We start from the raw sequence: 20,075 nt of genomic DNA, 5'->3' as shown, positions 1-20,075 counted from the left end.
GCTACTCGGCCGTGAACCCCTCGAAGCGGATGCCCCACGAGAGCTCCCAGGCCTCGCCCGGGTCGAGCAGGCGCAGCCCACGGCCGGAGTTGAACGCCTCGGCCGGTGCGGTCATGGGCTCGATCGCGATGGCGACCTGGCCGTCTTCGCCGGGGAACCGGTCGGTCGTGTACACCTGCACGTAGGCGAACTCGTCGTCGGCCCAGATCGACACGCTGCGGCCGTCGGGCGCGGTGAGCGAGTGCACGACCTCGCCGTCGCGGTCGACGACCTCGCCGAACGCGTCGTCGAGCGAGAGCTCGGCGACCCGACGGCCCTCGCGGAGATCCCATTCGGTGCCGTCCACCGGCACCTCGCCGGTCGGCAGCAGGCGGTCGTCGACCTCGATGTGGCTGGCCGCGTCGAGCTTCAGCACGAGGTCGCCCGTCGGCACGCCGCCGATCTTGAGGTACGGGTGCGTGCCGATGGCGACGGGCGCGGCCTCGCCGCCCAGGTTCTCGATGTGGTGCGTGACCCGCAGTCCGTCGGCGACGAGCTCGTAGTGCACGGCGGTCTCGAGCAGGTACGGGTAGCCGAGCTGCGGGTAGATGTTCGCGGCCAGGGTCACCGAGTCGCGCTGCTGGTCGACCACGCGGTACTCGGCGTACCGCAGCAGCCCGTGGATCGCGTTGTTGAACTTGGGCTCGGTGATCGCGAGGCGGTGCTCGACGCCCTCGTCGTCGCGCCAGACGCCGTCGCGGATGCGGTTGGGCCACGGCACGAGCACGATGCCGGCGCCCATCGGCGTCGGAAGGTCTTCTGCGTACTCGGGAACGAGGTCGATGCCGTTGATGCTGAGGGTGCGGATGCCCGCGGCCACGGCCGTGATCGTTGCGCGGAGGTCACCGCTCGCGGTCGAGGTCTCGAGCACGAACTGCTCGCCCGTGGGTAGCGTCATGGATCCACTCTAGGGTCTCGCGCAATCGTCGTCGCGAGGCCGGCCTCGCGCAGTTCCGCGATGAGCGGGGCGGGTGCCGCGGCATCCGTGATGAGGGTGTCGAAGGCGTCGACGGCGGCGATGCGTCCGAGGTGCACCTCGCCGAGCTTGGTCGCGTCGGCGACGACGATCGAGCGCGCCGCGGCCTTCAGCATCATGGTCTTCACCGAGGCCTCGGGGAGGTTCGCGTTCGTGACGCCGTGCATCGGATCGACGCCGTTGCAGCCGATGAAGGCGAGGTCGACGTGCACCTCGTCGAGCATCGAGCCCGCGAGCGGGTGCACGAGCGAGTGCTGCTTCGGCCGGAGGCTGCCGCCGGTGACGATGACCGAGAAGCGCGGGATCTCGGGCTCGAGCTCGAGCGCGATCGACAGGCCGTTCGTGAACACGGTCAGGTCGTCGAGGTCGGTGCGGGCGCGCAGCGCGCGGGCGATCTGCAGGGTCGTGGTGCCGACGTCGAGGATGATGCTCTGGCCGCTGCGCACGAGCGAGGCCGCGTGCACGCCGATGAGCCGCTTGGGCTCGACGGATGCCGCGAGCGCCTCTTCGAAGCTCGGTTCGCGTTCGGGCCGCTCGGCCTCGATGAGGGAGCCGAGCGGAACGGCCCCGCCGTGCACCCGGCGGATCGCGCCCCGGCGTTCGAGGGCGTCGAGGTCGGCTCGGGCGGTGACGGTCGTGACGCCGAAGACGCTGCTGAGTTCGGCGACGCGCACGAACCCGCGTTCGGCGACGAGGGCGAGGGCACGCTCGCGCCGCTCGGGGGCGGGCAGCGCGGCATCCGTCATCTTCGTATCATCGGTGACGACCGCCTATTTTGCAATACGAAAGCCGGTTGTTTGCAAAACGAAAAGCGCGTAGGGTTGCCGCGTGCATGACACCGAACCGGTCTTCGACCCCGCCATCACCGTGCGCCCGGCGGTGCTCGCCGACGGCCGCGACCTCATCTACTTCGACGACGCCGACACGACGCTGAGCGCCGAGCGCTCGGTCGATGCGCGCACGCTCGACCCGCGCCCCGCGAACGCGCACATGCGCCAGGACCCGCTCACCGGCGAGTGGGTGTCGATCGCCGCCGCACGCCAGAACCGGGTCATGCTGCCGCCCGCGCACCTCGACCCGCTCGCCCCGCAGACGCCCGACAACCCGTCGGAGATCCCGAGCGTCTACGACGTCGCCGTCTTCGAGAACCGCTCCCCCTCGTTCGGGCCGGCGCTCGGCGAACCGGGTGCCTCCGCTGCCGACGCGCTCGCAGACCTGCGTCGCATCGGGCTCGAGCGCACGAAGACCTCCATCGGCCGCTGCGAGGTCGTGTGCTTCAGCCCCGCGCACGAGGGCTCCTTCGGCTCGCTCTCGCGCTCGCGCGCACGCACCGTCATCGAGGCGTGGGCGCATCGCACCGCCGCGCTCTCGGCACTGCCGGGGGTGCAGGAGGTCTTCCCGTTCGAGAACCGCGGCCGCGAGATCGGCGTCACTCTGCCGCACCCACACGGCCAGATCTACTCGTACCCCTACATCACGCCCCGCACCGAACGCCTGCTCGCCGCGATCGACGACTACGGCCCCACCCTCATGGCCGACGTCCTCGAGCGCGAGCGCAACGGCCCGCGTGTGCTGCTCTCGGGCGAGCACTGGACCGCGTTCGTGCCGTTCGCCGCCCGCTGGCCCATCGAGGTGCACCTGCTGCCGCACCGCCACGTGCCCGACTTCGCCGCGACCACGCTCGCCGAGCGCGACGAGCTCGCCGGGCTCTACCTGCAGCTTCTGCGCGGCATCGACCGGCTCTACGACTCCCCCACGCCCTACATCGCCGCCTGGCACCAGGCGCCCGTGCACGAGCACCGCGACGACGTGCGGCTCATGCTGCAGATCACGAGCCCCCGCCGCGCGGCCGACAAGCTGAAGTTCCTCGCCGGCTCCGAGGCGGCGAAGGGCGCCTGGATCGGCGACGTCGCCCCCGAGACCGCGGCCGAAGCGCTCCGACGGGCCATCGCCGACGCGGCGAGCGACGAGACGACGACCGCGAACACCCCGACGACGGATGCCGCGGCATCCGCACCGGCATCCGAGACCGAAGGACCCCGAGCATGACCGAGACCCCCGTCGAGACCGCGACGCGCGGCTTCATCGAGCGCTACGGGCACGAGCCCGTCGGCGTGTGGTCGGCGCCCGGCCGCGTGAACCTCATCGGCGAGCACACCGACTACAACGACGGATTCGTCTTTCCGTTCGCGATCGACCAGCGCGCGAGCGTCGCGCTCGGCATCCGCGCCGACCGGCTCGTCAGGGTCTCGTCGACGTTCGCGCCCGATCCGGTCGAGGTGCACCTCGACGACCTCTCGCCCGAGCTCCTCGAGGGCTGGTCGGCCTACCCGCTCGGTGTCGCCTGGGCGCTCGGGCAGTTCGGCGCCGACCTCGAGCACGTCGGCGGCGTCGACCTGCACATCGCGAGCACCGTTCCCGTCGGCGCCGGCCTGTCGTCGTCGGCCGCGATCGAGAGCTCGGTCGCGCTCGCGCTCGACGAGCACTGGGACCTCGGCCTCGACCGCCCGACGCTCGCGAAGGTCGGCCAGCTCGCCGAGAACCGGGTCGTCGGGGCGCCGACCGGCATCCTCGACCAGTCGGCCTCGCTGCTCTCCGAAGCCGATGCGGCGGTGTTCCTCGACTGCCGCAGCCTCGACGCCGAGGTGATCCCGCTCGGACTCGTCGGCGACGGCCTCTCGATCCTCGTCATGGACACGAACGTGTCGCATGCGCACGCCACGGGCGGCTATGCGGCCAGGCGCGCCTCCTGCGAGGCCGGTGCGAGCGCGCTCGGCGTCGACTCGCTGCGCGACGTTCGCGTCGACGACCTCGAGCGCGCCGCGACCGTGCTCGACGACGAGACGTTCCGCCGCGTGCGCCACATCGTGACCGAGAACCAGCGCGTGCTCGACACCGTGCGCACGCTGCGCGAGCAGGGCGCCGGCGCGATCGGGCCCCTGCTCGACGCCTCGCACGTGTCGATGCGCGACGACTTCGAGATCACCGTGCCAGAGGTCGACCTCGCGGTCGAGATCGCCCAGTCGAACGGCGCGATCGGCGCGCGCATGACCGGCGGCGGATTCGGCGGCTCGGCGATCGCCGTCGTGATCGATGCGCTCGTGCCCGTCATCGAGCGCGAGGTGAAGGCCGCGTTCGCCGCGGAGGGCTATCGCGCGCCGACCACGTTCGTCGTGCGCCCGAGCCAGGGCGCGCGCCGCGACGTCTGAGGTCGGGCCCCCTGATCACGGCTGCCTGAGCTCCTGCACCCCGCCGGCCCATTCGTCGGCGAGGATCGCGTAGGTGAACCCGTCGACCCAGCCGAGTTCGGCGTGCCACGAGTCGCGGACCCCGTGCTGCTCGCGGCGCATGCCGAGCTTCTCCATGACCCGCCAGGAAGCCCGGTTGTCGGCGAAGCATGCGGCGGTGACGCGGTGCAGCCTGAGCTCGGTGAACGCGAGGTCGAGCAGGGCCCTGGCGATGTCGGTGGCGTAGCCCTTTCCAGCGTGTGCCGGGTCGATCAGGTACCCGAGCAGGCCCTCTGACCTGCGCCACTCGTCGCCGTCGAACTGTCCCATGCCGTCGCTCACGTCGAGCGAGCCGGTGCCGACGATCATGCCGTCGACGACGGCGACCACGGCGTGCTGGTCGGGATCGTCGATGGCCGCGAGCCACGCCGCCACGTACGCCTCGGGATCGACCGTGGTGCGCAGCAGCCAGCGCGTGACCTCGGGCCGATTGCGCCACTCGAGCGCGCGTTCGAGGTCGTCGCGCGTGGGCGTGCGGAGTTCGAGCGGGCCGGCCATCCGCTGCCAGGCCACGGCGCCGGCGCTCACGGCGCGGCCTCCAGCGGGGGCTCGACCGCGTGCGGCGTGCCGCCCGTGATGCGCACGAGCTCGGCGAACGTCGTCGGGAACACCGTCTTGGCGTGCCCGGCCGCAGCCCAAACCTCGTCGTAGCCGGCGAGGTCGACGTCGACGATCGTGCGCACCGGCGTCGGGTGGCCGACGGGTGCGACGCCGCCGATGACCTGGCCCGTGGCCTCCTTCACCGTCTCCTTCGAGGCGCGCCCGATGACGCCCCCGAGCTGCGCGCCGAGCCAGTCGGTGTCGACGCGGTGGGCGCCGGAGGTGAGCACGAGGATCGGCTCGTCGTCGAGCGTGAACACGAGCGAGTTCGCGATCTGGCCGACCTCGACGCCGAGCGCGTCGGCCGCGAGCGGGGCGGTCGTGACGGCGTCGTCGAACCAGACGATCTCGGGCGAGAGCCCATGGCTCGCCAGGGTTTCGGCGACGCGCTCGACGGCGGGGTGGGAAGTGGTGGTCATGCGACGATCCTACGAAGGCGAGCGGATGCCGCGGGCCACCGCCGCGACATCCGAATGGCGTAGGGTGCCGAGCGTGACCGACCGGCCGGCCCTCGCGAGACGACTCGGGCTCCGCGATGCCATCGCGATCGGGCTGGCGTCGATGATCGGGGCCGGCGTGTTCGCCGTGTGGGTGCCGGCGGCGCAGGCGGCGGGCCCGTGGCTACTCGCCGGCCTCGCGGTCGCCGCGTTCGTCGCGTTCGCGAATGCGAGTTCGACGGGCCAGCTCGCCGCGCGGTATCCGGAGTCGGGCGGCGCCTACCGCTACGGGAGGGAGCGCCTCGGCGAGTGGCCGGGCTTCGTCGCGGGTTGGGGCTTCGTCGTCGGCAAGACCGCGAGTTGCGCGGCGATGGCGCTGACCGCGGCTGCCTACCTCGTGCCCGGGCCGTGGCAGAAGCCGGTCGCCGTGCTCGCGGTGCTCCTGCTCGCGGGCGTCAACCTGCTCGGGGTCACGCGAACGGCCCGCGCCGCGACCGTGATCGTGACCGTCGTGCTCGTGGTGCTCGGGCTCGTCGTCGCGGCCGGGGCGAGCCACCTGTTCGAGGTCGGCTCCACGGCGCAGTCGGGGGCGGACGCACCGGCGCCCGGATGGTTCGGAGTGCTCCAGTCGGCCGGCCTCCTGTTCTTCGCATTCGCGGGGTACGCGCGCATCGCGACGCTCGGCGAGGAGGTGCGCGACCCGGCGCGCACGATCCCCCGCGCGATCGCGATCGCGCTCGGCATCGCGCTCGGGGTGTTCTCGGCCATCGCGGTCGTGCTCCTTCTCGTGCTCGGTCCTGCCGCCCTCGCGGCCTCGGGCGACGCCCCGCTGGCCGACCTCGTGCTGGTGAGCGGATGGGGGTGGATGGCACCCGTCGTGCGGGTCGCCGCGGCCATCGCCGCCTGCGGCGCCCTGCTCGCGCTCATCGCGGGCATCGGGCGCACGGCGCTCGCGATGGCGCGCGACCGTGAGCTCCCCGCGCCGCTGGCGGCGGTGCACCCGCGCGCACAGGTGCCGTACGTGGCCGAGATCGTCGTCGCGGCGGTCGTCGTCGCGCTCGTGCTGCTCGTCGACCTGCGCGGGGCCATCGGGTTCAGCGCCTTCGGCGTGCTCGTCTACTACCTCGTCGCGAACGCATCAGCACTCACGCAACCCGCGTCGGAGCGGCGCGTGCCTCGATGGCTCAGCGCAGCAGGGGCCATCGGATGCCTCGTGCTCGTCGTCGCGCTGCCGATCGAGGCGGTGCTCGGCGGGCTCGTCGTCTTCGCCGTCGGCGTCGCGTATCGGCTCGTGCGCACCGCCGTGGAGCCGCGGCGGCGTCCGCCGTCGGACGGCGGCGGCAGCGGCGGCGGCGACGGCGGCAACGGCAACGGCTCGGGCTCCTGAGCCGTCGCGACGCCCCACGGCTAGGCTGGCGCCATGAGCGCAGACCCGTCCGCCCGCATCCTCACCGTCGCCGGCGTGCCGGCGCCCGACCTGCATGCGACGGCCTTCGTCGCGGCCGGTGCGGTGGTCGTGGGCGACGTCCGCCTGGCCGCGCACGCGAGCGTCTGGTACAACGCGGTGCTGCGCGCCGAGGCCGAGCCGATCGTGATCGGCGAGCGCTCGAACCTGCAGGACACCGTCGCGTGCCACGTCGACCGCGGATTCCCGCTCGTGGTCGGCACCGGCGTCTCGGTCGGGCACGGCGCGGTGCTGCACGGCTGCACCGTCGAGGACGACTGCCTGGTCGGCATGAACGCGACCGTGCTGAACGGCGCGGTCATCGGCGCGGGGTCGCTCATCGCCGCCGGAGCCGTGGTGCTCGAGGGCACGGTCGTGCCGCCCGGGTCGCTCGTCGCCGGCGTCCCGGCGAAGGTGCGGCGCGAGCTCACCCCCGAGGAGCAGGCCGGCATCCGACGCAACGCCGACTCATACGTCGGCCATGTCGAGCGGCACGCGCCCGTCGGCTGACGTCGCGAGGCCCGACACCGCCCCGTCCGGTGCCGGCCGGTCCGGTGCCGGCCGACCCGATGCGGTGCCGCTCGTTCGATCCGTCGTCCACCCGGGGCCGCGTTGCGTCGCGACCGGCGCCCGGCCGCCGGCGAGGCGGGCCCTGGCCCGTCGTGCGCGCCGTACGAGCCAGCGAGCCGGAACCCCGATGCCCCACGCGAGCGCGCCGAGCAGGCTGCGGTCGTGCGAGCCGAGCATCCGCCGCCGCTCGAACGCGGAGCGCAGCCCGCCGCCCGACAGGTCCCGGCGACGCGCCAGCGGGCGCAACGGCACGACCTCGCGCGCCTCGACGAAGGCGTCGAGGCGTCGCACCCAGTCGGCCGCCTCGACGGCATGGAAGTAGTTGTCGGTGCGCCACGAGGCATCCGCCGTTCGGAACCGCCCCTCGACGAGGTCGAGCGTCGACCCGATCAGCCCGGAACCCTCGAAGACGACGTTGATCATCGCGGGTGAGACGCCGTAGTCGTCGATCACCAGCGAGGGGAGGTCGAGGGCGACGGCCTCGAGCACGGCCGTCGAGCTCACTGTGACGAGGGCGGCGGCACGCGCGAGCCGGTCGGCCATCGGGCCGTCCTCGATCACCAGGTTCGCGGGCGGGTCGACCTCGGGCATGAGGTCGGCGTAGTCGAACGTCTCCTCGTGCGTCTGCGCCTCGCCGCGACGCGCACGCACCTTGACGACCACGCGCAGGTCGGGTCGACGCCTCGCGAGCTCGGCCAGCGCGCCGAGCAGGTGCACGCGGTCCTCCCGTGCTGCCGGCACCTTGGCCTGCGTCGCGAAGACGACGTCGGTTCGGGCGGATGGCGCGCGGCCGGTGGCGGCGGTCGCGGACCCGACGGCCGCGGCATCCGTCGTGCTCGCACCGAGCGATGATGCGACGAGCGGTGATGCGCCGTGCGACGCAGAGGCCTCGCCCGCCCCCGCGAGGAACGGCAGCGTCGCGAGCGCGAACGTGGTCCCGAGCCCGAGTTCCGCCGCGTTCGCCCGGAACTCGCGCACCTCGCGACGGCTGTGCAGCACCACGAGGTCGGTCTGCTCGCGGTAGATGACCGCCTTCGGCACCGCGGGGATCGTGAGCCCAGGGAACCCGCTCACGAGCACCGGGCGATCGGCACGGCGTTCGAGGATCGGCGCGACGACCCGCACGAACGGGCCGCGCAACGCCAGCAGCACCGCGTGCGGATCGAACACGTCGAGCAGTCCGTCGAGGTCGTCGAGGTGCACGACCCTCGTGCGGGCGGGCGTGAACGCGGTGCCGGCCAGCGCGTGGGCGAGCTGCGTCGCGCTCGGCTGCACGGGCGACGCGAGCACCACGAGCTGCACCTGCCACCGCTGCGGCAGCGTCGAGGCGAGCGCCGCACCCCACTTCACGTAGGAGTCGGAGTCGGCGACGACGAGCAGGCGTCGTGCCGCGGCATCCGCCCCACCTGACGTGCCCGAGCGGCGCGACGCACCCGACCCGGCGAACATCACGCGGGCACCCGGCGGAGCTTCGCCCGCGGTGCCTCCTCGCCGGGGAACACGCGCTTGACCCCGTCGCCCATGGCGTCGCCGATGATGCGGATGTCGCGCACGAGGTGCTCGAAACCCTGCGGCTCGAGCGACGCGGCCTGGTCGGAGCCCCACATCGCACGATCGAGCGTGATGTGGCGCTCGACGGCGACCGCGCCGAGCGCGACGGCCGCGAGGGAGATCTGCAGGCCGCGCTCGTGACCCGAGTAGCCGATCGGCACACCGGGGTAGCGGGAGCGCAGCGTCTCGATCATGCGCAGGTTCGCCTCGTGCTCGGGCATCGGGTAGCTCGAGGTGGCGTGCATGACCACGAGCCGCTCGCGGTCGAGGCGGTCGACGGCCCGGTCGATCTCGTCGATCGTGGACATGCCCGTCGAGAGGATGATCGGCTTGCCCGTCGCGGCGAGCGCGTCGAGCAGGTCGAGGTCGGTGATCGACGCCGACGCGACCTTGTGCGCGACCACGTCGAGGCCCTCGAGGAAGGCGACCGACGGAACATCCCACGGCGAGGCGAACCAGTCGACGCCCGCACGCATCGCGTAGGACGCGATCTCGAGGTACTCGGCCTCGCCGAACTCGACGCGATGGCGGTACTCGAGGTAGGTCATCGTGCCCCACGGCGTCTCGCGCGGTACGTCGCGCATGTGCTCCGGCGTCGCGATCTCGGGCGTGCGCTTCTGGAACTTCACCGCCTGCGCGCCCGCCTCGACGGCGACGTCGATGAGCCGCTTGGCGATCTCGACGTCGCCGTTGTGGTTGAGTCCGATCTCGCCGATGACGTAGACGGGGTTTCCGGGGCCGATCAGCGATCGTCCGATGCGCACCGACATGGCTGCTCCTCGCGGTCAGCGCGCCGTGGCGCGCTCGTGGTTGGGGTGGTCGTGGATGTCCTGCTCGCGCGTGCGGTTCGCGGGGTGCTCGCGCGAGGCGTGATCGCGCGAGGCGATGACGAGGTCGGCGAGCTCGCGCACCGCCCCGTGCCCGCCCGCGCGGTCGAGCACGTGGCGCGCGGCGGCGAGCACGTCGGGCACCGCGTCGCGCACGGCGACGGGCCAGCCGACGAGCTCGAGCGCGGGCAGGTCGTTGCGGTCGTTGCCGACGTAGGCGACGCGGTCCAGGTCGAGGCCGCGGGCGAACGCCCACTCGGCGAGCGCCGCCCCCTTCGCGTCGACGCCGTGCAGGCACTCGACGCCGAGCTTCTCGGCGCGCCTCGCGACGACCGGGTTCGCCTCGGCGCTGAGGATGAGCACCGGGATGCCGGCGGCCCGCAGTCGGGCGACGCCCGCGCCGTCGCTGCGGCTCACGCGCACCGATTCGCGGCCGAGCGTGTCGACCCACGCGGTGTCGTCGGTGTGCACGCCGTCGAAGTCGGTGACGATCGCGTCGACGTCGATGAGCGGATGCCGCGGGTCGCCGCCCGCGACGAGTGCGTCGACCGCCGGCGCGAGCATGCGGGCCCGAGCGAGGTCTGCGGCGTCGTCGATCTCGACCGCGTGGTCGGGATGCACGGGCGCGATGCCGACGCGACCGAAGAAGCGGTGCCCGGCCTGCACGAACCCGTCGGCGCGCATGACGTAGAACGCGCCCGTCTCGGCGTACTCGGGTTCGCGGTCCTGACGGCGCGGGCGAGCGGATGCCGCGTGGTTGACGCCGTCGGCGCCGGCATCCGTCTCGCGCCAGAGGAACACGTGGCTCGGCACCGCCGAGAACACGACGTCCTCGTCGCCGCGCTGCACGCGTTCGACGGCGAGGTCGAGCGCCGCCGGATCGATGAACGGCGAGGTCGCCTGCACGAACACGAGCACGTCGGGGCGCACTCCCGTGTGCGCGGCGATGCTGTGCAGCGCGTGCAGCAGCGCCGATTCGGAGGTCGCGGTGTCGCCCGAGAGGTCGGCGGGTCGCCTGACGACGCCGGCGCCGGCCGCGCGGGCGACCTCGGCGATGCGGTCGTCGTCGGTCGACACGAGCACCGCGTCGATGCGCCGCGCCGTGACGGCCGCGCGCACCGCGCGAGCCACGAGCGGAACACCGCCGACCTCGGCGAGGTTCTTGCCCGGCAGGCCCTTCGAGCCGCCCCGCGCGGGGATCACCGCGACGACCCGCGGCGCGGGGTGCATGGCGCGGCCCGACGGCCGCCCGTCTTCGAGCATGCTGCGACGCTACGGTCGGCTCATTGCCGCCCCCTTGCGGCCCGATGATCGCCCGGTGAACGACCGGCGACGGGCAGGCGACGGAGCAGCCGCGGGTGCAGGACGAGACGACGGATGCCGCGAGCCTCGGCCCGCGGCATCCGCTGTGCTTCGTGGTGTTCGCCGCGCGTTCTCAGCGCGGGCGCTCGGAGCGCTACCCGCGCTCGGCCGCCTTCACGACGTTCGCGAGGAGCATGGCGCGGGTCATCGGTCCGACGCCGCCGGGGTTCGGCGAGAGGTGACCGGCGATCTCGGCGACCGCGGGATCGACGTCGCCCGTGAGACGGCCCTTGCCCGTCGCCTCGTCGATCACGCGCGTGATGCCCACGTCGAGCACCGCGGCGCCCGGCTTGACCCAGTCGGGCTTCACGAGGTGCGCCACGCCCACCGCCGCCACGACGATGTCGGCCCGGCGCACCTCGGCGGCCAGGTCGACGGTGCGCGAGTGCGTGAGCGTGACGGTCGCGTCGAGCCCCTTGCGGGTGAGCAGCAGCCCGAGCGGGCGCCCGACCGTGATGCCGCGGCCGATGACCGCGACGTGGCGGCCCGCGATCGGCACGTCGTACCGCTGCAGCATCTCGACGATGCCCGCCGGCGTGCACGGCAGCGGCGACGCGAGCTCGCCCGCGACGCCGAGCACGAGCCGCCCGAGGTTGGTCGGGTGCAGGCCGTCGGCGTCCTTCTCGGGGTCGATGAGCTCGAGCATCGCGTTCTCGTCGTGCCCGGCGGGCAGCGGCAGCTGCACGATGTACCCCGTGACCTCGGATGCCGCGTTCAGGTCGGCGATCGCGGCGCGCACGTCGGCCGGGCTCGCCGTGGCCGGCAGGTCGACGCGGATCGACTCGATGCCGACCTCGGCGCAGTCGCGGTGCTTGCCCGCGACGTACGAGCGCGAACCCGGGTCGTCGCCGACGAGCAGCGTGCCGAGGCCGGGCACGACGCCCTTCGCGCGGAGCGCCGCGATGCGCGACGCCAGCTCGGACTTGACGGCGGTGGCCGTGGCCACGCCGTCGAGCGTGATGGCGGTCATCGGCGGCCTACTGGGCGAGGCCCGGGTAGAGCGGGAAGGCCGCCGTGAGGGCCTCGACGCGCGAACGCAGCGACGCGACATCCGCCTCGCCCTGGAGCGCGAGCGCGATGATGTCGGCGACCTCGGTGAACTCGACGTCGCCGAAGCCGCGGGTCGCGAGTGCCGGGGTGCCGATGCGCAGGCCGGAGGTGACCATCGGCGGGCGCGGGTCGAACGGCACCGAGTTGCGGTTCACGGTGATGAGCGCCTCGTGCAGGAGGTCTTCGGCCTGCTGGCCGTCGATCTTCGAGTTGCGGAGGTCGGCGAGCACGAGGTGCACGTCGGTGCCGCCCGTGAGCACGTCGACGCCGGCCGCACGCGAGTCGTCGGCCGTGAGACGGTCGGCGAGGATCTGCGCGCCGCGGATGGTGCGCGCCTGGCGGTCCTTGAACTCCTCGGAGGCCGCGATCTTGAACGCCGTGGCCTTGGCCGCGATGACGTGCATGAGCGGGCCGCCCTGCTGGCCAGGGAACACGTTGGAGTTCAGCTTCTTCGCGAGCTCGGTGTCGCGCGAGACGATGAAGCCCGAGCGGGGGCCGCCGATGGTCTTGTGCACCGTGCTCGACACGACGTCGGCGTAGGGCACGGGCGACGGGTGCAGGCCCGCGGCCACGAGGCCCGCGAAGTGCGCCATGTCGACCCAGAGCTTCGCGCCCACCTCGTCGGCGATCGCGCGGAACGCGGCGAAGTCGAGGTGACGGGGGTACGCCGACCAGCCGGCGATGATGACCTGCGGCTTGTGCTCGAGGGCCTTGTCGCGCACGACGTTCATGTCGACGAGGAAGGTCTCGGGGTCGACGCCGTACGACACGGCGTTGTAGAGCTTGCCCGAGAAGTTGAGCTTCATGCCGTGCGTGAGGTGGCCGCCGTGCGCGAGCTCGAGGCCGAGGATCGTGTCGCCGGGCGTCGCGATCGCCGAGAGCACGGCCGCGTTCGCGGTCGCGCCGGAGTGGGGCTGCACGTTGGCGTACTCGGCGCCGAACAGGCTCTTCGCGCGCTCGATCGCGAGCGACTCCGCGATGTCGACGTACTCGCAGCCGCCGTAGTAGCGGCGGCCGGGGTAGCCCTCGGCGTACTTGTTGGTGAGCACCGACCCCTGCGACTGCAGCACCGAGACGGGAACGAAGTTCTCGCTCGCGATCATCTCGAGGTAGTCGCGCTGGCGACCGAGCTCGAGTTCGAGCACCTCGGCGATCTCGGGATCGACCTCGGACAGGGGGGCGTTGAAAACGGACTCGGCCAAGACTGGCTCCTTCAGTGACGGTACGGACCAAACGAGAGTTCCTCGTCGCGCGACTCGCGCGACAAGGCATCCGTACCGGCCCAGGCGTGCGGTCGATACTCGCCAGTCGCTCCCCGATGGGAATCCATCTCAACGCCAGTCGCGACCCCGCAAGCATAGCAACGGATGCCGCGTGCGCGAGGGTGGATGCTCGCGCACCCCTGTCGCCGGGGCCGTCTCGATGGCAAGATGGGAGCACGCCGCACTGTTAGGAATCCTTCGCATTCCGGCGCGGAGCCCGAGCACCCCGAGGACGCATGCCACGACGCACCCGCAACGCCGCACGCCGCGCACCCGGCGCATCCCGCGCAGCCCTCGTCGCTCGCGGGGTCGCCATCAGCCTCGTCACGGGCCTCGCGCTCGCGGCCACACTCACCGCGTGCACCGCACCGGCCAAGAACGGAGAAGCCATGACCGGCATCGTGCCGGCGCCGATCAGCGCCGACTACCCCGACCGGGCGCCATTCACGCTCGAACAGAACAGCCGTCTCGTCGCCAAGGGCGAAGGGGCGGCGGCGGTCGCCGAGACCTTCGGCGCCCTCGCCCGGGTGTCGACGGGCTTCGGGTTGCCCGTGGTCGACGGTGCCGATGGAGCGGATGCCGCGGCATCCGACATCGCGTTCGTGGTCGCCGCGGGCGAAGCGCCCGACGGTGCCGCCGAGGGCTACACGCTCGAGTCCGGCTCCGACGGCGTGCGCCTCGCGGCCGACACGCCCGCCGGACTGTTCCGGGCATCGCAGTCGCTGCGCCAACTGCTGCCCGCCGCGATCGAGCGAACGGATGCCGCGAAGCCGCCCGCCGACGGATGGACGCTGCCCGCGGCATCCGTCGCCGATGCGCCCCGCTTCGCCTACCGCGGATCGATGCTCGACGTGGCCCGCCACTTCTTCCCCGTCGAGGACGTGCTCGACCACATCGACCGCATCGCCCTGCTGAAGCTCAACGTGCTGCACCTGCACCTCACCGACGACCAGGGCTGGCGCATCCAGATCGACTCGTGGCCCGAGCTCACCGCGGCCGGCGCGACGACGTCGGTGGGCGGAGACGGCGGCGGCTTCTACACGAAGGACGACTACCGGCGCATCGTCGAGTACGCCGCCGAGCGGTTCGTGACCGTCGTGCCAGAGGTCGACCTGCCCGGACACACGAACGCGGCGCTGCACGCCTACCCCGAGCTGAACTGCGACGGCGTCGCGCCCAAGCCCTACGAGGGCATGGAAGTCGGGTTCTCATCGCTCTGCGCCTCGCCGGAGCGCGCCGAGGCCACCGACCGGTTCCTCGCCGACGTCACGCGCGAGCTCGCCGAGATGACCCCCGGCCCGTGGCTGCACGTCGGCGGCGACGAGTCGCTCGCGACGCCGCAGGCCGACTACCTCGATCTCGTGCGCCGCATCACGGCCGCCGGAGCCGCGACCGGCAAGACGCTCATCGGATGGCACGAGATGGGCGCCTCGCGCGAGCTGCCCGCCGGCACCGTCGGCCAGTACTGGAGCTACGTCGAACCGCAGGAGGACGCGGCCGAACTCACCACCTCGTTCGTCGAGCAGGGCGGGAGCGTCATCCTCTCCCCCGCCGACGTCGCCTACCTCGACATGAAGTACCCCGACGACCCCGACGGCCCCCTCGGCTCCAAGCTCGGACTCACGTGGGCCGACGGACCGACGACGCTCGAGGAGGCCTACGGCTGGGAGCCCACCGCGATCGTGCCGGGGCTCGCCGAGGCCGACATCCTCGGCGTCGAGGCGCCCCTCTGGACCGAGACGATCGCCGCGGCGCCCGACCTCGAGTACATGGTGTTCCCCCGCATCGCGGCGATCGCCGAGATCGCGTGGTCGCCGGCGCCCTCGGCCTCGGCTCTCGCCGAGGGCCGGCCCGTCACCGACGGCGGGGCCCGCGACCTGGACTCGTTCCATGGCCGGCTGGCGTCGCTCGGCGCCCACCTCGACGCCCTCGGCGTCTCGTACCGCAAGGTCGGCGGGGTGCCCTGGGTCGACTGAGCGCGGCGCCGCCCGACTCGCCGCCCGCCCGCTCGGCACGCCCCTGCCCGTCATGGATTCAGGCGAACGTGCGCTGCTCAGGCACGAATCCGCAGAACAGGCCTGAGTAGCGAACGTTCGCCTGAGCACCGTTCGATGAACGGGTGATGCCACCGTTCCTCCACACGCCCGCAGCGGACTCCCCACCATGCCGGCGGCCGGAACCACCGGCGTGGACGTGTCGGTGCCGCGAGGCTGGACCGATGCGCGATTCGCTCACCCGATGGCTCGAGGCCGAAGGCGGCATCCGGCACGTCCAACAGGCCCTCGCCGCGGGGTTCACGAAGTACTCGATCCGCGCCGCGGTCGCCGCCGGGTCCGTTCAGCGACTCCGGCGCGTGTGGCTCGCCGGCCCCGACGCGCCGCCGCTGCTCCGCGCGGCAGCCGCGATCGGCGGACGTGTCGCGTGCGTCACAGCCGCACGGGAGCACGGCTTGTGGGTCATCGACGACGACGTGCCGCATTTCGCCGTCGCCCACGGCGCTTCGCGATTCGACGCCGCTGGCGCGCGCATCCACTGGAACGCCGGGCCGCTCGGAGCCCACCACCTCGAACTGGTGGAGCCGGTGGTGGATGCGCTGGTCCATGTCGCCGAGTGCCGGCCGCTCGATCACGCGCTCGCAACGTGGGAATCCGCCATGCGGCAAGGAACCGTCGACCACCGGTACCTCGCACGTCTCCCGCTCCGGCACGCCTCGGCGCGCCGGGTCCGCGACGGCGCCTCCCAACTCTCGCTGCCGGTGCGTCAGCAGGTGCACCTGGCAGGGCACGCGGTCGACGGACTCGTCGGGTCCAGCTTGGTCATCCAACTCGACGGCTACGAGTTCCACCGGGATGCCGCGAGTCGGCGCCGTGACCTCGCCCACGACCGCCGGCTCGCCCTGCTGGGGTTCACGGTGCTGCGGTTCGACTACCGGCAGGTGCTCTACGGCTGGCAGGAAGTCGAGCTCGAGATCCGATCGGCGGTGGCGATCGGCCTGCATGGCTCTTTGGGCGAACGCTCGTCAAGCGATCGCACGCTGCTCAGGCGCATCCGTGCGGAATCGGCCTGACGTGCGTGCGGGTGCCTGAGCAGGGTGCGAACCACGGTTCGGATGCCGGGGCGTCACGCACGGCTTGCATGCGCTGGGTTCCGGATGCCGCAGCGCGCGCCGCGGCATCCGGAACCTGCGCTACTTGACGCTGCCCGCCGTGAGGCCGCCGACGAGGCGCTTCTCGATGATCATGAACAGGATCACGACCGGGATGATCGCCACGACCGAGACGCCGAAGACGTAGTGCCAGCTGGTCTCGTACTGGCCGACGAACTTCGTGAGCGCGACCGAGAGCGGCTGGTTGCCGGCGGTCGAGAGGATCACGAGCGAGGCGGCGAACTCGTTCCAGCAGGCGACGAACGTGAACACGATCGCGGTCACGATGCCGGGCCACACGAGCGGCAGCTGGATGCGGAACAGCACGGTCAGGCGCCCGGCGCCGTCGATCTGCGCGGCCTCATCGACCTCCTTCGGGATGCCCGCGAAGAAGGAGTGCATGATCCACACGGCGAACGACAGGTTGAACGCGGCGTTGATGAGGATCATCGCCGCCCAGGTGTCGACGAGGTCGAGCGTGACGAACTGGCGGAAGAGCCCCGACGTGAGCACGGCGGGCTGCAGCATCTGCGTGACGATCACGAGGAAGAGGAACACCATGCGCCCCGGGAAGAGGAACCTCGCCGTGTAGTACGCCGCGGGCAGGGCCACGAGCAGCACGAGCAGCGTGGCGAACACCGCGATCACGATCGTCGAGATGAGGTTCTGCACGAGGGGCGTCTCGGGTGTCGACCACATGGTGAGGTAGTTCTCCCAGTGCCATTCCTGGGGGAAGTAGGTCGGGTCGACCGAGCGGATCTGCGACTTCGTCTTGACCGACCCGAAGAACATGATCGTGTACGGGAGGATGAAGATCGCGAGCACGACCAGGCCGGCGAGCATGCGCAGCAGCACACGGCCGATCGGGATCTGGTCCTCGGTGTAGCGACGCTTGCGAGCGGATGCCGCAGGCGGGCCGATCGTCTCGAAGGCGGGGGCGGTGACGGCCACGGTCAGACCTCCTTCATGGGCTTGACGACCCTGACGTACACGGCGACGATCACGATCACGATGAGGAACGCGACGACCGAGAGCGCGCTCGCGACGTCGATCTTGTGCTGGTTCTGGATGTACTTGAAGATCAGCGTCATGATCGTGTCGGCGTCGTAGCCGGGGATCGAGCCGGTCATGACCTTCAGGATCGGCAGCGAGTTGAACACGTTGATGATGTTGATCAGCACGGCGACGCTGAGGGCGCCGCGCAGTTGCGGCAGCACGATGCCGAAGTAGGTGCGCACGGGCCCGGCGCCGTCCATCTTCGCGGCCTCGACGATGTCGCCCGGCACGGTCGCGAGCCCGGCGAGGATCGTGTAGGTCGTGAACGGCAGCGAGACGAAGACGGCGACGACGATCGACCACGCGAAGGCCGTCTCGGGATTGCGGGTCCATCCGTAGCCCTCTGGGGTGTCGACGAGACCGACGTCGACGAGGAACTTGTTGATGATGCCGAAGTACGGCTCGAGGCCGTAGTAGACGACCATCGTCGTCATGACGACGGATGCCGCCCACGGGATGATGACGGCGAGGCGCACGATGCGCCGACCGGGGAAGGCCTTGTCGAGGATCTGGGCGAGGCCGAGCGAGAGCAGCACGGTGACCGCCACGACCACGACGACCCAGACGATGGTGCGGCCGAAGATCGGCCAGAAGTAGGGGAACGAGAAGACCTCGACGAAGTTGTCGAAGCCGACCGAACCCTTGTCGACGCCCGACTGCGAGATGTCGCGCGTGGAGTTGAAGAACATGACGACGGCCGGGTAGAGCACGACGCCGAAGATGAGGATGAGGGCGGGGCCGATCCAGGGCAGGGCGGCGAGGATCTCGCGGCGCCGGCTGCGCGGCCGTCGGCCGTTCTCGGGGGCTTCGGGATTCCGGCCGGAGTTCCCGCCGGAGCTCTGGCCGGAGTCCGACCCGCCGGAGCGGGGGCGGCGCTCGGCCGCCCCCGCCGGGGTCGATGACACATCTGACGTGGTGCTCATGAGTCGGTGGTCACCGATCCCTCCGGTCGTGCTGGTTGGTGCGCGATGGTGCTAGGTGCGGGTCGGCTCAGCCGGCGTCGGCCTGCGCCTGGACCTCGGTGAGGACGTCCTGCGCGGGCTTCGTCTGGATCTGGCCGAACAGCGCCTTGAACGCGGAGTCCGCAGCCGACCATCCGGGGTTGGTGCTCGGGTAGAACTGCGCGTCGGGCAGCACGTCGAGGAACGGCTTCAGCGCCTCTTCGCCGCCGAGCGCGTCGGCGCCGGACTTCGTGACGGGCAGGAAGCCCTCGGCCTGCACCCACGGCACGTACACGTCGGACGTGTAGTAGTAGTCGAGGAACTTGGTGATGGCGTCCTGCTTGTCGCCGTCGTTCTGGAAGGCCATGAGCTGGTCCATGACGCCGACCGTGATCGGGCTGCCGTCCTGGGTGGGGATCGGGACGATCGAGTAGTCGAGGTCGGGGTTGTTCTCCTCGATCTGGCCGACGGTCGGCGGGAGGCCCACCTGCATGCCGATCTTGCCCTGGATGAAGATGTCCATGAGCGGCGAGCGGTCGGTCGAGCCGGGGTCGGCCTGCGTCGCGCCGGCGTCGATCATCTTCTTGATCTGCTCGGCGCCCGGCAGGTTCGACGGGTCGTCGATCGTGATCGTGGACGCGTCACCGAACGTGCCGCCGCCGCCCCAGAGCCACACGGCCGCTTCGGCCTGCGCCTCCTCGGAGCCGAGGGGCATGCCGTAACCGGCGATGCCGCCGCCGAGCGCGGAGACCTTCGTGGCCGCGTCGAGCAGTTCGTCCCAGTTGGTGGGGGCCTCGACGCCGGCCTGGTCGAGCAGTGCGTTGTTCACGAACAGCGCACGGGCCGACGCGATGAGCGGCAGCGCGTAGGCGGTGCCGTCGACCTCGGCGTTGGCGAGGAACGAGTCCTGGAAGTCGGAGTAGGTCTCGGGCGAGACGACGTCCTCGGCCGGGTAGAGCAGGTCGTCGGCCGCGAAGCCGGCGAACGGGCCGCCGTTGTAGATGTCGGGTGCCTCGCCGGCCTGGATCTTGGTGGCGATGACCGTCTCGAGGTTGTCCCACGACTGGACCTCGAGCTTGACGTCGATGTCGGTGTTCTCGGCTTCGAAGCCCTTGATGACGTCCTCCCAGAGACCCTGGGTGGCATCGGAGTAGCTGGGCACGAGCAGGTCGATGGTGGTCGCCCCCGACGCGCTGTCATCGTCGCCGCCGCCGCCGAAGCCGCACGAGGCGAGTGTCATCGAGGCGACCGCGGCGATCGCGACCGCCGAGCCGAAGCGCAGTGACTTCTTCATGGATGCTTTCCTCACTCTGATGGGTGGTGCGCCGGCGACATCGCGCGTTCACGCCCCGGTGCGTGTGTTCCGATCCAGCACATTTCGACGCTGCGCCGTGCTGTTTCATGAACGTTTCTCGCATAAACGAGCAGAATCGTTCACTCGGTGCGGAAAACTTATGACCTCGCTCCGAGGGGCGTCAACCCCTTTCGAACGATCGTTACCGAATTTGTTCAGAATCTTCACAAACCA

At 71.6% G+C, this 20,075-nt stretch carries 18 protein-coding genes; 6 read left to right on the top strand and 12 right to left on the bottom strand.

Annotated features, from left to right (window positions below):
- Position 1 precedes the first annotated feature (1 nt).
- Positions 2–937 carry an aldose 1-epimerase family protein gene (locus ASE68_RS05925; protein WP_055856172.1) on the bottom strand — a complete coding sequence of 312 codons (936 nt, stop codon included), beginning with the start codon at positions 935–937 and terminating at the stop codon, positions 2–4.
- Positions 934–1,761, bottom strand: coding sequence for a DeoR/GlpR family DNA-binding transcription regulator (locus ASE68_RS05920; protein ID WP_055856161.1), 828 nt, complete (start codon positions 1,759–1,761; stop codon positions 934–936). Before ASE68_RS05920 ends, ASE68_RS05925 begins: the two co-directional genes overlap by 4 nt.
- A gap of 82 nt (positions 1,762–1,843) precedes the next feature.
- On the opposite strand from ASE68_RS05920, the gene galT reads away from it, so the two are divergent.
- Both galT and galK read left to right on the top strand, forming a co-directional pair.
- Positions 1,844–3,064: a galactose-1-phosphate uridylyltransferase gene (gene galT, locus ASE68_RS05915; protein ID WP_082462063.1), complete on the top strand. Its 1,221-nt coding sequence runs from the start codon at positions 1,844–1,846 to the stop codon at positions 3,062–3,064.
- Positions 3,061–4,224, top strand: coding sequence for a galactokinase (gene galK, locus ASE68_RS05910; protein ID WP_055856158.1), 1,164 nt, complete (start codon positions 3,061–3,063; stop codon positions 4,222–4,224). The genes galT and galK overlap by 4 nt, the downstream gene beginning before the upstream one ends.
- A 15-nt stretch (positions 4,225–4,239) precedes the next feature.
- Here galK and ASE68_RS05905 read toward each other — a convergent pair whose 3' ends face one another.
- The gene (locus ASE68_RS05905) at positions 4,240–4,830 is read right to left on the bottom strand and encodes a GNAT family N-acetyltransferase (RefSeq protein WP_235480771.1); all 591 of its coding nucleotides are present in this window, start codon (positions 4,828–4,830) and stop codon (positions 4,240–4,242) included.
- The gene (locus ASE68_RS05900) at positions 4,827–5,321 is read right to left on the bottom strand and encodes a YbaK/EbsC family protein (RefSeq protein WP_055856155.1); all 495 of its coding nucleotides are present in this window, start codon (positions 5,319–5,321) and stop codon (positions 4,827–4,829) included. The genes ASE68_RS05905 and ASE68_RS05900 overlap by 4 nt, the downstream gene beginning before the upstream one ends.
- Before the next feature lie 73 nt (positions 5,322–5,394).
- Here ASE68_RS05900 and ASE68_RS05895 point away from each other — a divergent pair, with 73 nt between their 5' ends.
- Positions 5,395–6,726: an APC family permease gene (locus ASE68_RS05895; protein WP_055860820.1), complete on the top strand. Its 1,332-nt coding sequence runs from the start codon at positions 5,395–5,397 to the stop codon at positions 6,724–6,726.
- Positions 6,727–6,759: 33 nt separating this feature from the next.
- Positions 6,760–7,293 carry a gamma carbonic anhydrase family protein gene (locus ASE68_RS05890; RefSeq protein ID WP_055856152.1) on the top strand — a complete coding sequence of 178 codons (534 nt, stop codon included), beginning with the start codon at positions 6,760–6,762 and terminating at the stop codon, positions 7,291–7,293.
- On the opposite strand, the gene ASE68_RS05885 is transcribed toward ASE68_RS05890, so the two are convergent.
- From ASE68_RS05885 to glyA, 5 genes are all read right to left on the bottom strand, one after another.
- The gene (locus ASE68_RS05885) at positions 7,252–8,802 is read right to left on the bottom strand and encodes a DUF6716 putative glycosyltransferase (protein WP_369800084.1); all 1,551 of its coding nucleotides are present in this window, start codon (positions 8,800–8,802) and stop codon (positions 7,252–7,254) included. The two genes, ASE68_RS05890 and ASE68_RS05885, sit on opposite strands and share 42 nt — an antisense overlap.
- Positions 8,802–9,674 (bottom strand): N-acetylneuraminate synthase family protein, encoded by an 873-nt coding sequence (locus tag ASE68_RS05880; protein ID WP_055856146.1) that lies wholly within the window; start codon positions 9,672–9,674, stop codon positions 8,802–8,804. Before ASE68_RS05880 ends, ASE68_RS05885 begins: the two co-directional genes overlap by 1 nt.
- Positions 9,675–9,689: 15 nt before the next feature.
- Positions 9,690–10,994 (bottom strand): acylneuraminate cytidylyltransferase, encoded by a 1,305-nt coding sequence (locus ASE68_RS05875; RefSeq protein ID WP_082462062.1) that lies wholly within the window; start codon positions 10,992–10,994, stop codon positions 9,690–9,692.
- Positions 10,995–11,187: 193 nt separating this feature from the next.
- Complete coding sequence (locus tag ASE68_RS05870) at positions 11,188–12,063, bottom strand: bifunctional methylenetetrahydrofolate dehydrogenase/methenyltetrahydrofolate cyclohydrolase (protein WP_055856140.1); 876 nt, start codon at positions 12,061–12,063, stop codon at positions 11,188–11,190.
- Between the two features lie 7 nt (positions 12,064–12,070).
- The gene (glyA, locus tag ASE68_RS05865) at positions 12,071–13,345 is read right to left on the bottom strand and encodes a serine hydroxymethyltransferase (protein WP_055856135.1); all 1,275 of its coding nucleotides are present in this window, start codon (positions 13,343–13,345) and stop codon (positions 12,071–12,073) included.
- A 296-nt stretch (positions 13,346–13,641) separates the two neighbouring features.
- Here glyA and ASE68_RS05860 point away from each other — a divergent pair, with 296 nt between their 5' ends.
- Positions 13,642–15,381 carry a family 20 glycosylhydrolase gene (locus tag ASE68_RS05860; RefSeq protein WP_235480770.1) on the top strand — a complete coding sequence of 580 codons (1,740 nt, stop codon included), beginning with the start codon at positions 13,642–13,644 and terminating at the stop codon, positions 15,379–15,381.
- 242 nt (positions 15,382–15,623) lie between these two features.
- Positions 15,624–16,472 (top strand): endonuclease domain-containing protein, encoded by an 849-nt coding sequence (locus ASE68_RS05855; RefSeq protein ID WP_055856132.1) that lies wholly within the window; start codon positions 15,624–15,626, stop codon positions 16,470–16,472.
- A 120-nt stretch (positions 16,473–16,592) separates the two neighbouring features.
- Here ASE68_RS05855 and ASE68_RS05850 read toward each other — a convergent pair whose 3' ends face one another.
- The 3 genes from ASE68_RS05850 to ASE68_RS05840 form a co-directional block, all read right to left on the bottom strand.
- Entirely contained in the window at positions 16,593–17,501 is a 909-nt protein-coding gene (locus ASE68_RS05850; protein WP_235480769.1) for a carbohydrate ABC transporter permease, read from the bottom strand.
- 2 nt (positions 17,502–17,503) lie between these two features.
- A complete protein-coding gene (locus ASE68_RS05845; RefSeq protein WP_082462060.1) occupies positions 17,504–18,529 on the bottom strand; it encodes a carbohydrate ABC transporter permease in 1,026 nt (341 codons plus the stop codon).
- A gap of 67 nt (positions 18,530–18,596) precedes the next feature.
- Entirely contained in the window at positions 18,597–19,841 is a 1,245-nt protein-coding gene (locus ASE68_RS05840; protein ID WP_055856129.1) for an extracellular solute-binding protein, read from the bottom strand.
- Positions 19,842–20,075: the final 234 nt, after the last annotated feature.

Source organism: Agromyces sp. Leaf222 (genome assembly GCF_001421565.1).
GTDB lineage: Bacteria > Actinomycetota > Actinomycetes > Actinomycetales > Microbacteriaceae > Agromyces.
Note: the sequence above shows the minus strand (reverse complement) of the source record. Positions and strands in the feature narration are given on the sequence as shown.

What these genes read in the sequence shown, in the direction of transcription:
- ASE68_RS05925 (WP_055856172.1), bottom strand. Translation starts at nt 937, where the DNA reads ATGACGCTACCCACGGGCGAGCAGTTCGTGCTCGAGACCTCGACCGCG.
- ASE68_RS05920 (WP_055856161.1), bottom strand. Translation starts at nt 1,761, where the DNA reads ATGACGGATGCCGCGCTGCCCGCCCCCGAGCGGCGCGAGCGTGCCCTC.
- galK (WP_055856158.1), top strand. Translation starts at nt 3,061, where the DNA reads ATGACCGAGACCCCCGTCGAGACCGCGACGCGCGGCTTCATCGAGCGC.
- ASE68_RS05900 (WP_055856155.1), bottom strand. Translation starts at nt 5,321, where the DNA reads ATGACCACCACTTCCCACCCCGCCGTCGAGCGCGTCGCCGAAACCCTG.
- ASE68_RS05890 (WP_055856152.1), top strand. Translation starts at nt 6,760, where the DNA reads ATGAGCGCAGACCCGTCCGCCCGCATCCTCACCGTCGCCGGCGTGCCG.
- ASE68_RS05885 (WP_369800084.1), bottom strand. Translation starts at nt 8,802, where the DNA reads ATGTTCGCCGGGTCGGGTGCGTCGCGCCGCTCGGGCACGTCAGGTGGG.
- ASE68_RS05880 (WP_055856146.1), bottom strand. Translation starts at nt 9,674, where the DNA reads ATGTCGGTGCGCATCGGACGATCGCTGATCGGCCCCGGAAACCCCGTC.
- ASE68_RS05875 (WP_082462062.1), bottom strand. Translation starts at nt 10,994, where the DNA reads ATGCTCGAAGACGGGCGGCCGTCGGGCCGCGCCATGCACCCCGCGCCG.
- ASE68_RS05870 (WP_055856140.1), bottom strand. Translation starts at nt 12,063, where the DNA reads ATGACCGCCATCACGCTCGACGGCGTGGCCACGGCCACCGCCGTCAAG.
- ASE68_RS05860 (WP_235480770.1), top strand. Translation starts at nt 13,642, where the DNA reads ATGCCACGACGCACCCGCAACGCCGCACGCCGCGCACCCGGCGCATCC.
- ASE68_RS05855 (WP_055856132.1), top strand. Translation starts at nt 15,624, where the DNA reads ATGCGCGATTCGCTCACCCGATGGCTCGAGGCCGAAGGCGGCATCCGG.
- ASE68_RS05845 (WP_082462060.1), bottom strand. Translation starts at nt 18,529, where the DNA reads ATGAGCACCACGTCAGATGTGTCATCGACCCCGGCGGGGGCGGCCGAG.
- ASE68_RS05840 (WP_055856129.1), bottom strand. Translation starts at nt 19,841, where the DNA reads ATGAAGAAGTCACTGCGCTTCGGCTCGGCGGTCGCGATCGCCGCGGTC.